Raw genomic sequence first — 12,413 nt, 5'->3', positions numbered from 1 at the left:
CGCGCCGCAAACCTCTTGATCATCGCGGGATACGGACCGTTGGCGGCCGGGGTGGGCGGTCAGCGGGGTCAGCGGGGGGTGAGGTTGGGTGAACGGGTCGGGCGGCGGCGGATGGCGAGCGCCAGCGGCAGCAGCGCGGGGCCGACCACCCCGATCACGACGGCCGTCGCGGCGAGTTCGGACCAGACCGCGACGCTCGTGCGGGCTCCGTCCATCGCTCCGGCCAGCGGCTGCAGCGCGAGCAGGCCGACGGGGGTGAGCAGGATCAGCGCCGCCCAGATGCCCCGGTGATCGGCGCGCACGGCGAGCCCGGCCGCGAGCAGCACCGCCACCGCGAGCAGCGCGACGGCGGCAACCGGCAGCACCGGCACGGCCGTCCAGATGTAGTAGGTCCCGCCGAATCTCTCCGGGGACAGCAGGTGCAGGTTGGTCCCCGCGAGGGCGACGACGCCCACCGCGACCGGTGGCGCCGCCCGCAGCGGCGCCGGCAGCGCGTCCGGTAGGCCGAGCGCGACCAGGCCCAACGCGATCTGCGGCAGCAGGACGAACAGCGGCGGGCGGGGCAGGCCGACCAGCGGGGCGGCGGGAACGAGGCCGAGGGTGAGGAGCACGGCGAGCGCGACGGCCCGGCGGGCCCACCGACCGGGGGCCAGCGCGTACACGACCGCGGCGAGCAGCCAGGCGATCCACGCCCCGATGCCGAGCGAGACGAACGGCCGCGCGGCGGGCAGGGTGAGGTCGGCTGGAGGTCGCAGTTCCAGCAGCGACCAGGCCGCGGCGAGCGAGGTCGCGGTGAGGAACGCGAGGACGGCCGCGAGGCGTACGCCCGGAAGCAGGTCGGCGGCCCCGGCGGCCCGCAGCCGCTGGCGGAGGCCGCCGCGCAGCAGGTCCGCGGCGTCCGCGGGGGAGGGCCAGCGCTGACCCGGGCCGGCGAGGTCGAGGTACGTCCCGACGATCTCGGCGCCGCGCGAACGGCGGTAGTCCGCGGGGTACGCGCGCAGCAGGCGCAGGTAGCGGCGCTCCAGGTCGCTCATGCGAGCCCTCCCGCGAGGCGGGGAGCGGTCGCGCCCGTGGCCCGTTCGCGCAGCCGGGCGGTGGCCGCCTCGACGTTGCGGCGCAGCCGGTCCGTCTCGCTGCTCAGCGTGGCCTCGCCGGCCGGGGTGAGCCGGTAGTAGCGGCGCAGCCGGCCGTCGACCACCTCCTCCCGCTCGACGTCGACCAGGCCGGCGTCGACGAGCCGGTCGAGCGCGCCGTAGAGGGTGCCGGGGCGCAGCGCGACGCGGCCGTCGGAGAGGGCGGCGACCTCACCGATCAGGCCGTAGCCGTGCATGGGCTCGGTGGCCAGCGCGGTGAGGATGAGGAAGGTGGGTTCGCGTAGCGGTGTGTCCATGCCGTCAATATATCGGACGCGAAGGTATATCGGGGGGCGTTACAAGGCCGGGGCCGGTCCCCACGCGTCACAAAGGACCGGGCCGGCTCCGCGGGTGCGGAGCCGGCCCGGCCGGGATGGAGTGTGAGGTCAGCAGTCGAAGTACAGCGCGAACTCGTGCGGGGTCGGGCGGAGGCGGATCGGGTCGACCTCGTTGGCCCGCTTCCACTCGATCCAGGTGGAGATCAGGTCCGGCGTGAACACGCCGCCCTCGAGCAGGTAGTCGTGGTCACCCTCGAGGCGGTCGAGCACCGCCGGCAGGGAGCCCGGCACCTGCTTGACGTCGCCCCACTCCTCCGGCGGCAGGTCGTACAGGTCCTTGTCGATGGGCGCCGGCGGCTCGATCTTGTTACGGATGCCGTCGAGGCCGGCCATCAGCATCGCCGAGAACGCCAGGTAGACGTTGGCCGACGGGTCCGGCACGCGGAACTCGACCCGCTTGGCCTTCGGGTTGCTGCCGGTCACCGGGATGCGGGTGCAGGCCGAGCGGTTGCGCTGCGAGTAGACCAGGTTGACCGGCGCCTCGAAGCCCGGCACCAGGCGGCGGTACGAGTTGACCGTCGGGTTGGTGAAGGCCAGCAGCGACGGGGCGTGGTGCAGCAGGCCACCGATGTACCAGCGGGCGGTGTCGGACAGGCCGGCGTAGCCGGTCTCGTCGTAGAACAGCGGCTCGCCGTTCAGCCAGAGGCTCTGGTGGGTGTGCATGCCGGAGCCGTTGTCGCCGAAGAGCGGCTTCGGCATGAACGTGGCGGTCTTGCCGTTGACCCACGCCTCGTTCTTCACGATGTACTTGAACAGCTGGAGCTGGTCACCGGCGTGCAGCAGGGTGGAGAACTTGTAGTTGATCTCGGCCTGGCCGGCGGTGCCCACCTCGTGGTGCGAGCGCTCCACGGTGAAACCGGTGTCGACCAGCCGGCGCACGATCTTGTCACGCAGGTCGGCGTAGTGGTCGACCGGCGGCACCGGGAAGTAGCCACCCTTGTACGCGGTCTTGTAGCCGCGGTTGCCGCCCTCCTCCTCGCGACCGGTGTTCCACGCGCCCTCGATCGAGTCGATGTAGTAGAACGCCTGGTGGGGCGAGGTCTCGTGGCGGATCGAGTCGAAGATGTAGAACTCGGCCTCCGGGCCGAAGTACGCGGTGTCGGCGATGCCGCTGGCCGCCAGGTAGGCCTCGGCCTTCTTCGCCACGTTGCGCGGGTCCCGGCTGTAGGGCTCGCGGGTGAACGGGTCGTGGATGAAGAAGTTCAGCGCGAGCGTCTTCTGCGCGCGGAACGGGTCGATGAAGGCGGTGGCGACGTCCGGGAGCAGGAGCATGTCCGACTCGTGGATCGCCTGGAAGCCACGGATCGACGAGCCGTCGAACGCGAGGCCGTCGGTGAAGAGGTCGTCGTCGACGGACTCGACCGGCAGGTTGAAGTGCTGCATCACGCCGGGCAGGTCACAGAAACGTACGTCGACGAACTTCACGTCCTCGTTCTTGAGGTATCGCAGCAGTTCCTCGGGGTTGGCGAACACACGTCCTCCTGGCACGTCCACTGGGTGGCTAGGCTCTCTGGCGACGCTATGGCCGGGCGGTTGCCCGGCCGTGTCTTGAGTGTTTCTGCCGTGTTACGTCCCTCGCGGAGCGTCATCGATGCTGCTCGTCCGCGCCGGGCCGGCGGGCCGCGGCGCCGGTCCGTGCCATTCTAATGACGAATACTCCTATGAGTCCGAATTCGCGTGCACCGCTGCGGGCACGCCGGTCCGGGCCCCTCGAACCCTGCTGGATACCCTTGACCGCTGTGACCAACCCCCGTGACCAGCGCCCGGTGCCACCCGCCAGCGACCCCTCCTTCACCCCGCCCACCCTGGGCCGGCGGTTCGGGGCGCTGATCATCGACTGGGTGCTCTGCCTGCTGGTGTCGGGGATCTTCGCCGACCCGGTCAGCGACGGGTGGGCCCCCGTCCTCGTACTGATCCTCGAGTACGGCTTCTTCCTCGGGCTGTTCGCCCAGACCCCCGGCATGTACATCACGAAGATCCGCTGCCTGTCCTGGCTCGACGGCGGCCGGATCGGGCTGCTGCGTGGCCTGCTGCGGGGGCTGCTGCTCGCGCTGGTTGTCCCCGCCCTGATCATGGACGCCCACCGCCGCGGTCTCCACGACCGCCTGGCCGGCTCCGTAATAACCCCGGCGTAAGCCCCGCCCGCGCCCCCCCGAGCAGGCCCTGCCCCCCGCCCGCCCTGCCCCCGCGCCCCGCCCCGCGCCCCTCTGCCCCCGCGATCTTGCATTTTCTGCCCCGGCATAGGGGACATAAGCCGCGAATGAGGGGCCGAAACTGCAAGATCGCGGGGGTGGAGGGGTTGTGCGCGTCCCGCCTCGGGGTGTCGCGCTCTCCCGCGCGCCGATCTTGCACTTTGTGCCCCGGTATAGGGGGCATAAGCCGCGAACTAGGGGCCGAAAGTGCAAGATCGCGGAGGTTAGGGCTGGTGCGCGGCCTCCGCCCGTGAGCGTCGCGCTCTCCTGCGCGCCGATCTTGCACTTTGTGCCCCGGTATAGGGGGCATAAGCCGCGAACCAGGCGCCGAAAGTGCAAGATCGCGGAGGCAGGGCAGGGCAGGGCGGGGCGGCGCGGGGAACGCGGGGACGCCGGGACGGGTTGGGCAGACGTGAAGAGCCGGGCCCGACGGGTCCGGCTCTTCGCGTACGCGATGGGGGTCAGCGGCCTCGCATCTGCCGGAACGCGCCCCGCGGCGGCCGCATGTTCTTGGGGATGGCGCCCTTGGGCAGCTGCGGCCGGGCGCTGAGCGCCTTGAGGCGCTTGTCGAGCGCGTTGACGTCCTTGCCGCTGAGGGTGCGCGGCAGCCGCATGATGGTCATCCGCAGCTTGCGGATCGGCAGCTCGCCCTCGCCCTGGCCGATCACGTAGTCGTGCAGCGGTGCCGAGCCGATGACCTTGGCGAGGCGACGCTTCTCCTGGCCGAGCAGGCCGCGTACCCGCTGCGCGTTCCCCTCGGCCAGCAGGATCACACCGGGCCGGCCGACGACCAGATGGACCATGTCCATCTGGGTCGTGGAGCTGACGGCCGGGGTCACCCGCCAGTCGCCCCGCATGCTCTCCAGTATCTGCGCCGCCGCGCCCGGCTGCCCCTCGGCGGCGTTCATCATCGCCTTGTTGGAGCGCAGGTTGAGCACGATCAGCACCGCGAGCAGCGTGAGCAGGATGCCGATGGGCAGCCAGATCCAGCTCCAGAGGATCACTGCGACCACGGTGAGCGCGAGCGGGATCAGCACCGCGGCCGCGGTCAGTGGCGCGAACCACCGGTCCTGCTTGGCGGTGAACTGGAACACCATCCCGATCTGCTTCAGCCGCTGGCCGAACGAGACCTTCTCCTGGGGCTTTGCCATGCCGAAGAGTCTAGTGGTCACCGTCGCCCCCGTTGATCCGCGGCCGGGGTGGCTGAGTACCTTACGCGGCCCGGGGCGCCCCGCCGCCGTAGGTAAGGAGGGGGTGGCGGGCGAAGATCGGGCGGCGTACCCATGCCCCGGCGGCACCTTCGGGCGAAGAGTCGATGTCAGCAGATGACCACGACCGCACGACAGGAGCCCGAGATGTTCGGCAACGACGCAGAGTTTCTTCTCTCGCTACACCGCAGCCACGCCGCCGAGCTGCGCGCCGAGGCGGCCGCCGACCGGCTCGCCCGGTCGCTGGCGCGCCGGCACGCCCGTGACTGGTTCGGCCGCCGGCACCACGCCGGCCGTACCGGAGACGCCCGCCGGTGACCGCCCCGGCCGTCGCGGCGAGCAGCGGCCCGGCCACACCGCCGGCCGCCGCCGGGACACACCGCGACAGCGGCGCCGGCCCGGGCGCCCCGCCCGGCGCCGGCAGGAACGACCCGGCCGCGACCGGCGCCGGCAGGAACGACCCGGCCGCGACCGGCGCCGGCAGGAACGACCCGGCCGCGACCGGCGCCGGCAGGAACGACCGGGCCGAGGTCGGCGCCGGCAGGAACGACCCGGCCGCGACCGGCGCCGGCAGGAACGACCGGGCCGAGGTCGGCGCCGGCAAGGACGACCGGGCCGAGACCGGCGCTGGCGGGGACGACCCCACCCCGGCCGGCGCCGGCAGGAAGGACCCCGCCCGGCCCGGCACCGGCAGGGATGAATTCGCCCCGGCCGCCGCCGGGAGAAACGGCGGCAACGGCCCGGCCGGCAGCGACGGCGCCGGCCCGGGCGCCGCGCGGGGAACCGGCGGGCACGGTGCCGGCGCCGCGCGTGGCATGCTCGATGCCGTGACCGTACGCGCCGCCAGCACCGTCCTCGTCGGTCGCCAGCGTGAGCTCGCGGCCCTGCGCGACGCATTGGGCCGGGCCCGGGCCGGGGAGCCCGCCACCGTCCTCGTCGGCGGCGAGGCGGGCGTGGGCAAGACCCGGTTGCTGGAGGAGTTCGGGCGGGTCGCCACCGACACGGGTTCGCGGGTGCTGGTCGGCCAGTGCCTGGAGCTCGGTGAGGCCGGCCTGCCGTTCGCCCCGTTCGCCGCCGCGTTGCGCGAGGTGCTGCGCCGCGACGGCGCGGAGGTGTTCGCCGGGTACGAGGCGGAGTTCGCCCGCCTCCTGCCGGAGTTGGCCCGGGTGCCGTCCGGAGCCGGCACGGCGGCCGTGATGCCGCTCTCCGACGCCCCCCGCGGCTACCTGTTCGACCTGGTGGCCGACCTGTTCCAGCGGCTCGCCGATGCGCGGCCGCTGGTGCTGGTGATCGAGGACCTGCACTGGGCGGACCGGTCCACCCGCGATCTGATCGGATTCCTGGTGCGCGCGGCCCGCCCGGGCCGGCTGCTGCTGACCTGCACCTACCGTACGGACGAGTTGCAGCGCGGCCACCCGCTGCGCCCCTTCCTCGCCGAGCTGGACCGCGCCCGGGGCGTCGAGCGGCTCGAACTGGCACGCCTGGACCGCGACGGCACCGGGGCGATCCTGGCGGATCTGCTGGGCGCCGAGCCGGCCGCCCGCGCCGTCGACGACATCCACGACCGTACGCAGGGCAACCCGTTCTTCATCGAGGAGCTGGCCGCGGCCGGCGACCCGATCGGCTGCGCCGCCCTGCCGGACACCCTGCGCGACCTGCTGCTCGCCCGCGTCGACCGGCTGCCCGACCCGGCGCAGCGGGTGCTGCGGATCGCCGCCGCCGGCGGTACCCGCTTCGCCCACCAGCTGCTCGCCGAGGTGGCCGGGCTGCCCGAGCCCGAGCTGGAGGACGCGCTGCGCGCCGCGGTCGCCGCGCAGCTGGTGGTGGCCGATCCGGACGGCGACTACGAGTTCCGCCACGCGCTGGTGCGGGAGGCCGTGCACGACGAGTTGCTCCCCGGCGAGCACGCGCGGCTGCACGCCCGGTTCGCCGCGGCCATCGAGGCCCAGCCGCACCTGGTCGCCGCGGGCCGGGCGCCGGCCGAGATCGCCCATCACTGGTACGCGGCGCACGACCACCCGCGCGCCCTCGTGAGCGCCCGCGCGGCCGCGTGCGCGGCCGCCGACCGGTACGCGTACGCGGAGCAGAGCCGGCTGCTGGAACGGGTGCTGGAGCTGTGGGAGCTGGTGCCCGACGCGGCCGACCGGCTCGGCATGGACCACCTCGCGGTGCTGGAGGAGACGCTGGCCGCCGCCATCACGGCCGGCGACTACGCGCGCGCGCTCACCCTGGCCCGGGCGGCGCTGGCCGAGGTCGACGGCACGGTGGAGCCGCTGCGCAAGGCGCACCTGCTGCACCGGCGCGCCCGGATGATGGCCATGCTCGGCAAGAGCGACGGGCTCGCGGACCTGCGGGAGGCGTACCGGCTCGCGACGGTCGTGCCGGACGGGCCGGAGCGGCTGAAGCTGCTCGCGGACGTCGCCGCCCAACTGGCCCGGATCGACCCGGTGGACGGCGTCCGCACGGCCGTCGAGGTGCTGGCCGCGGCCGAGGCGGCCGGTGTGGACGCCACGCTGCTGCCCACCCAGCTGACGGTGCTGTGCCGCCGCGACGACTCGTCCGACCTGGGGTTGGCCGAGCTGCGCCGCACCGAGGCAGCGGCCCGGGCGGCCGGTAACGTCCCGGCGCTGGTGAGCGCGCTGGTCCACCTGTCCGACGTGCTCTTCGAGCGGGGCCGGTACGAGGAGTCCGCGCAGGCCGCCGCGGACGGGGTGAGCGAGGCCCGCCGGGTCGGCATCAGCCGTTCCACGGGCGCGTACCTGCTCTCGAACCGGGCCGAGGCGTTGATCGCGCTGGGCCGGTGGGCCGAGGCCGAGGAGGTGTGCGCCGAGGCGGCCCGCATCGACCCGCCCGGCGTCACCGGGCTGCACTGGCTCCAGCTCCGGGCCGGGCTGCGGCTGGCCCGCCAGGATCCCGCGGCGGACGAGACGGTGGGCCGGGCGTTGAGCTTCCTGACCCGCCCCTACCTGCACCCGCACCAGCGGCTGCCCGTCCAGGAGCTGCGGCTGGAGGCGGCGCTCGCCGCCGACGACCGGGTGGAGGCGCGCCGCGCGGCGGAGGCCACGCTGGCCGACGACGCGGTGGCCACCTGCCCGCGGTACGGCTGGCCGCTGCTGGGCGTCCTCGCCCGGGCCGCCCGGCACCTCGACGACGAGGGGCTCACGGCCCGGGTGGCGGCGCTGGCCGCGACGGTCCCGGTGCGGTTTCCGGTCGAGCGGGCGTACGCCGCCGAGGTGCGCGCGACCGTGGCTCCCACGGCCGACCCGCTGGGCGACTGGCGTACGGCCGTCGGGGCGTGGCGGGAGGGCGGCCAGCCCTATCCGTTGGGGCGGGCGTTGCTGTCGCTCGCCGAGGCGGCGGCGCTGGCGGGGGAGCGGGACGAGGTGGCCGAGGCCGTGCAGGAGGCGGCCGCGATCGCCGACGCGCTCGGTGCGGTGCCGCTCGCCGAGCAGGCCGCCACCCTGGCCCGCCGGGTCGGCCTGCGCGGCGCGGCCCGCGGCCGGCCGGGCGCCGACCTGCTGACCGATCGGGAGCGGGAGGTGCTGCGGCTGGTCGCCGAGGGACACAGCAACAGCCGCATCGCCGAGCGGCTCTTCATCTCGCCGAAGACCGCCAGCGTCCACGTCTCCCGGATCATCGCGAAACTCGACGTCACCAACCGGGTCGAGGCGGCCGCCCTCGCCCATCGGCTCAACCTGCTGGCCGACCCCGCTCCCCGCTGACCGCCCGGCACCGCGACCGCCGTGTCAGCGGACGACCGCCGTGTCAGCGGACGACCGCCGGGTCAGCCGGTGACCGGCGGGTCAGCGGGCGACCGCCGGGTCAGCGGGCGAACGGCGACTGCGGCAGTGCGGGCAGCGGTGGGGGCTCGTTGCGCGAATCGATGTAATCGATCTGCCAGCGTACGAGGGTGGGCGCCGCGAGCCGGCCGAGTTGTGACCCGAAGATCCCGGCCATGATCACGAGCACCAGGGCCGCGAGAACGAGCAGCCAGCTCCGCAGGAGTGCCCGGCGGTCGACGGGTGGGCCCGGTGGCAGCCCGTTCCGGAGACCACCCTTCGCCCCGAACGGCCAGGGAGGGCCGATCACAACCACGACAGCACCTCCTGGGCGACGGCGGTGGCCCCGTCGACGACCGCCGGCTCGGTGGCGCCGACCGTTTCGTACCGGACGTAGACGAGATAGGTGCCCAGGCAGGCGCTGAGGTGGACGGTCCGGGCGGCGTCGGAGGCGCTCTCGAAGTAGTAGGAGCCGCCGTCGCCGAGTGCGACGCGGTGGTTGGTGCGGTTGATGGGTTGCAACAGCGACCCTTCCCGCCGGATGCACTCCGGGCCTCGGCCGTCGTGCCGGCCGATGTGGACCAACGCGACCCAGAGCGAGGCTCGCGCGCCGTCCACGGCGGATCGGCTCTCGGCCTCGCAGGTGTTGGAGCGGGTCCCGGCGGTGCTCCCCTCCTCGCCCTCGGCCTCCAGCGGCCCGCGGTTCGGTACGAGAACGTCGAACACCTCGGGGCGGATGAGCTGGCAGACCGGGGGCGGCCCCGGTGGGTTGACGGTGACGTCCGCCCAGGCCCGCCGTAGACCGACCTCGGCGGCCATCAGGACGCAGAGGGCCAGCACGGTGAACCGGACCCAGCCCCACGACACCACGGCACCAGTGTGGACATGGCCGTCAATGAGCGGGACGGTCAGCCGAGGGGCAGGTAGATGCGGTAGCCGTCGATGGTGATCAGGTCGAGGCTGCCGGGGGTGGCACGCATCCGGTCGTCCAACCGGGACGCCAGCGGGGAGCCGGCAGGGGCGACCCAGGCCGGCGCCGCCGCGGCCGCGACCGCCCGCCGGTACGGGGCGTACCGGTCGAAGCCGGGGCTCAGGTCGTCGTCCACCACCGCGCAGACGACGTCCTCGCCGCTGGCGAAGGTGAGCCGGTTGCAGGTCCAGTAGCCGGCCCGGACGTGCCGGACGCCGAGCCCCCGCAGCGTGTCGACGAGGTCGGCGTGCCGGGCCTCGGCGGCCCGGGCGGCGGGCGCGGTGCCGGCCGCGCGGTAGGTCGCGTAGCCGTTGCCGGCCACGGTCGCGGCGAGGACGGCGACCGCCAGGACGGTGGCGGTGGCACCCCGGGCGGCCGCCCGGGACGTCGCGGCGCGCCACAGCGGCCAGAGCAGCGCCGGCAGGGAGACGAGCAGGCAGGACAGGTAGCGGGAACTCTCCACCGGGGTCCGCCCCGCCGCGCTGCTCAGCGTGTACGCGGCCAGGGTCGCCGCCGCGGCCGCCACGAGCGCGAGCCGGACCGCCCCGGCCACCCGATCGTCCGCGAGCCGCACCGCCCCGGCTGCCCGGCCGTCCGCGCCGGGCCCGGTGGCCCGGCCGGGATCGGACGACCGGGCGCGCAGCGCGTTCCAGGCGGTCACCGCGCCGAGGACGAGCAGCACGGGTAGGGCGAGCGCCCACCAGAGCTGCCAGGTCGCGCAGTGGCTCGGCGAGCAGAGGCCCATCCCCAGGGGCGGGCCGAGCAGCAGGCCGCCGTGCAGCCGGTCGGCCCAACCGGCCGGGTCCTCCGCGCCGCTGTTCGCGGCGGCGAGTACGGCGGACAGCGGGCTGCGCCCGGTCGCCAGGCTGTGCCCGAGCAGGGGCGCCGCGCCGGCCAGGGCCGCGAGACCGAGCGTCACTCCGGCGCGGCCGCGCAGCTCCCGCCACCGGAAGCCGAGCAGCACGGCGCCGGTGCCCGCCACGTACGGCAGGATGAGCGGGTCCACCCAGAGCATGAGCCCGGCGACGAACCCCCACGCCGCCCAGCGCGGCAGCCGGCGGCGCGGGCGGCCGGCGCAGAGGTCGTACGCGAGCAGGGCGAGCGCGGCCGCGGCGGGACTCATCTCGGGGTAGCCGCCGCCCGCGATGAGCTGGTTCTTGACGATCCGGTCCGAGCCGAGCGCCAGCAGCACGACGACCAGCAGCGCGAACCACCGGTCGCCGGCGAGGCGCACCGTCAACCGCCAGGCGAGCACCACGAACAGCGCGTACAGCGCCAGCGTGGGCAGGCGCAGCCCCAGCACGGACGGCCCGGTCAGCGCGAGCACCGGTGCGGCGAGGTACGCCTCCAGCGTCCCCATGTACGTCTGGCCGTAGAACCAGACGGGGAAGTCCTGCCCCCGGGCGATGTGCAACGCGGCCAGCCCCATGGTGGCCTCGTCGCTGTTCGTGGGCGGGGCGTCCCAGGCCAGCAGGGCGAGCCGGTAGCCGACCCCGGCCAGCAGGGCCAGGGCGGTGAACACGCCGACCAGCCGGGCACGCGCGGAGACCGGCAGCGCCCAGGGCGCGCCGGTGGGCTCGTGGCGTACGCCGGCGGTCATCGCCAGATCATGGCACCCGGCCGCCGGCCGGCGGCGCAGCGGGTCAGCCGGCGGTGACGGCGCTGCCGTCGCGGGCGTCGAGGGCCTGGCGGTAGAGGCGGCCGGCGCGGTACGAGGAGCGCACCAGCGGCCCGCTCATCACCCCGGCGAAGCCGATCTCCTCGGCCTCCTCGCGCAGCTCGACGAACTCCTCCGGCTTGACCCACCGCTCGACGGGGTGGTGGCGGGGGCTCGGGCGCAGGTACTGGGTGATGGTGATCAGCTCGCAGCCCGCCTCGTGCAGGTCGCGGAGCGCCTGCGACACTTCGCTCCGCTCCTCGCCCATGCCCAGGATCAGGTTGCTCTTGGTGACCAGGCCGGCCGCGCGGGCCTGCCGGATCACGTCGAGGGACCGCTCGTAGCGGAAACCGGGGCGGATCCGCTTGAAGATCCGCGGCACGGTCTCGACGTTGTGCGCGAGCACCTCGGGGCGGGCGCCGAACACCTCGGCGAGCTGCTCGGGCACCGCGTTGAAGTCGGGGATCAGCAGCTCGACGCCGCAGCCGGACTGCAGGGCGTGGATCTGCCGGACCGTCTCGGCGTACAGCCAGGCGCCGCCGTCGGGCAGGTCGTCGCGGGCCACACCGGTGATGGTGGCGTAGCGCAGGCCCATCGCGGCGACCGACTCGGCGACCCGGCGGGGCTCGTCGGCGTCGAACTCGGCCGGCTTGCCGGTGTCGATCTGGCAGAAGTCGCAGCGCCGGGTGCACTGGTCGCCACCGATGAGGAAGGTGGCCTCCCGGTCCTCCCAGCATTCGTAGATGTTGGGGCAGCCAGCCTCCTGGCAGACGGTGTGCAGCCCCTCGCGCGAGACGAGCCCGCGCAGCTGGGTGTACTCCGGGCCCATCTTGGCCTTGACCTTGATCCACGGCGGTTTGCGCTCGATCGGCGTCTCGGCGTTGCGGGCCTCGATCCGCAGCATGCGCCGCCCCTCGGGGGCGGGCGTCGCGGTACGCGCGGCCTGGCCGGTCGTCGGCGCGGAGTGCTCGATCGTCACGAAACCGAGCCTACGCCGGACGGCGGCTGTCGATGTACGTCGGGCGACCGGCGTCACGTCCCCGGACCTTGTGACGCCGGACACCGGACCGGACAAAACTCCGTTACAGCCGGGGGTGATCGCTGCTATCGTCCCCGGCAACTGCGATGACGGAGCC

General features: G+C 74.3%; 11 protein-coding genes. 3 read left to right on the top strand and 8 right to left on the bottom strand.

What is annotated here, in order from left to right; all coding sequences use genetic code 11:
- Positions 1 to 68: 68 nt before the first annotated feature.
- The 3 genes from D7193_RS14595 to glnA form a co-directional block, all read right to left on the bottom strand.
- Entirely contained in the window at positions 69 to 1,034 is a 966-nt protein-coding gene (locus D7193_RS14595) for a serine/threonine-protein kinase (protein WP_120780011.1), read from the bottom strand.
- On the bottom strand, positions 1,031 to 1,390 hold the full coding sequence (locus tag D7193_RS14590) for a PadR family transcriptional regulator (protein ID WP_120780010.1): 360 nt from the start codon (positions 1,388 to 1,390) through the stop codon (positions 1,031 to 1,033). The genes D7193_RS14595 and D7193_RS14590 overlap by 4 nt, the downstream gene beginning before the upstream one ends.
- 129 nt (positions 1,391 to 1,519) lie before the next feature.
- Positions 1,520 to 2,944, bottom strand: a complete 1,425-nt coding sequence (glnA, locus tag D7193_RS14585) for a type I glutamate--ammonia ligase (protein ID WP_120780009.1) — start codon at positions 2,942 to 2,944, stop codon at positions 1,520 to 1,522.
- A gap of 266 nt (positions 2,945 to 3,210) precedes the next feature.
- Between glnA and D7193_RS34240 the strand changes: the two genes are divergently transcribed.
- Positions 3,211 to 3,606 (top strand): RDD family protein, encoded by a 396-nt coding sequence (locus D7193_RS34240; protein WP_377456231.1) that lies wholly within the window; start codon positions 3,211 to 3,213, stop codon positions 3,604 to 3,606.
- A 518-nt stretch (positions 3,607 to 4,124) separates the two neighbouring features.
- On the opposite strand, the gene D7193_RS14575 is transcribed toward D7193_RS34240, so the two are convergent.
- Positions 4,125 to 4,814, bottom strand: a complete 690-nt coding sequence (locus tag D7193_RS14575; protein WP_120780007.1) for a DUF4191 domain-containing protein — start codon at positions 4,812 to 4,814, stop codon at positions 4,125 to 4,127.
- Positions 4,815 to 4,988: 174 nt separating this feature from the next.
- On the opposite strand from D7193_RS14575, the gene D7193_RS33450 reads away from it, so the two are divergent.
- Together D7193_RS33450 and D7193_RS14565 are read left to right on the top strand one after the other, a co-directional pair.
- On the top strand, positions 4,989 to 5,189 hold the full coding sequence (locus tag D7193_RS33450) for a hypothetical protein (protein WP_120780006.1): 201 nt from the start codon (positions 4,989 to 4,991) through the stop codon (positions 5,187 to 5,189).
- The gene (locus tag D7193_RS14565; RefSeq protein WP_241562986.1) at positions 5,186 to 8,593 is read left to right on the top strand and encodes a helix-turn-helix transcriptional regulator; all 3,408 of its coding nucleotides are present in this window, start codon (positions 5,186 to 5,188) and stop codon (positions 8,591 to 8,593) included. Before D7193_RS33450 ends, D7193_RS14565 begins: the two co-directional genes overlap by 4 nt.
- A 100-nt stretch (positions 8,594 to 8,693) precedes the next feature.
- Here the strand turns inward: D7193_RS14565 and D7193_RS14560 are convergent, their stop codons facing one another.
- From D7193_RS14560 to lipA, 4 genes are read right to left on the bottom strand one after another with little or no spacing between them, the layout of a single operon-like run.
- Positions 8,694 to 8,966, bottom strand: coding sequence for a hypothetical protein (locus D7193_RS14560; RefSeq protein WP_147434384.1), 273 nt, complete (start codon positions 8,964 to 8,966; stop codon positions 8,694 to 8,696).
- Complete coding sequence (locus D7193_RS14555) at positions 8,957 to 9,520, bottom strand: hypothetical protein (RefSeq protein ID WP_120780004.1); 564 nt, start codon at positions 9,518 to 9,520, stop codon at positions 8,957 to 8,959. The genes D7193_RS14560 and D7193_RS14555 overlap by 10 nt, the downstream gene beginning before the upstream one ends.
- Before the next feature lie 38 nt (positions 9,521 to 9,558).
- On the bottom strand, positions 9,559 to 11,220 hold the full coding sequence (locus tag D7193_RS14550; RefSeq protein ID WP_120780003.1) for a hypothetical protein: 1,662 nt from the start codon (positions 11,218 to 11,220) through the stop codon (positions 9,559 to 9,561).
- A gap of 43 nt (positions 11,221 to 11,263) precedes the next feature.
- Positions 11,264 to 12,313, bottom strand: coding sequence for a lipoyl synthase (gene lipA, locus D7193_RS14545; protein WP_174242622.1), 1,050 nt, complete (start codon positions 12,311 to 12,313; stop codon positions 11,264 to 11,266).
- Positions 12,314 to 12,413 lie beyond the last annotated feature (100 nt).

This window comes from Micromonospora costi (assembly GCF_003626655.1).
In the GTDB taxonomy this organism is placed as follows: domain Bacteria; phylum Actinomycetota; class Actinomycetes; order Mycobacteriales; family Micromonosporaceae; genus Micromonospora; species Micromonospora costi.
The sequence above is the reverse complement of the archived record's forward strand: the minus strand, read 5'-3'. Positions and strand labels throughout refer to the sequence as shown.

Bases quoted from the DNA above. Each gene is read 5' to 3' on its own strand.
- D7193_RS14575 (WP_120780007.1), bottom strand. From the start codon at position 4,814: ATGGCAAAGCCCCAGGAGAAGGTCTCGTTCGGCCAGCGGCTGAAGCAG.
- D7193_RS14550 (WP_120780003.1), bottom strand. From the start codon at position 11,220: ATGACCGCCGGCGTACGCCACGAGCCCACCGGCGCGCCCTGGGCGCTG.
- D7193_RS14595 (WP_120780011.1), bottom strand. From the start codon at position 1,034: ATGAGCGACCTGGAGCGCCGCTACCTGCGCCTGCTGCGCGCGTACCCC.
- D7193_RS33450 (WP_120780006.1), top strand. From the start codon at position 4,989: ATGACCACGACCGCACGACAGGAGCCCGAGATGTTCGGCAACGACGCA.
- D7193_RS14590 (WP_120780010.1), bottom strand. From the start codon at position 1,390: ATGGACACACCGCTACGCGAACCCACCTTCCTCATCCTCACCGCGCTG.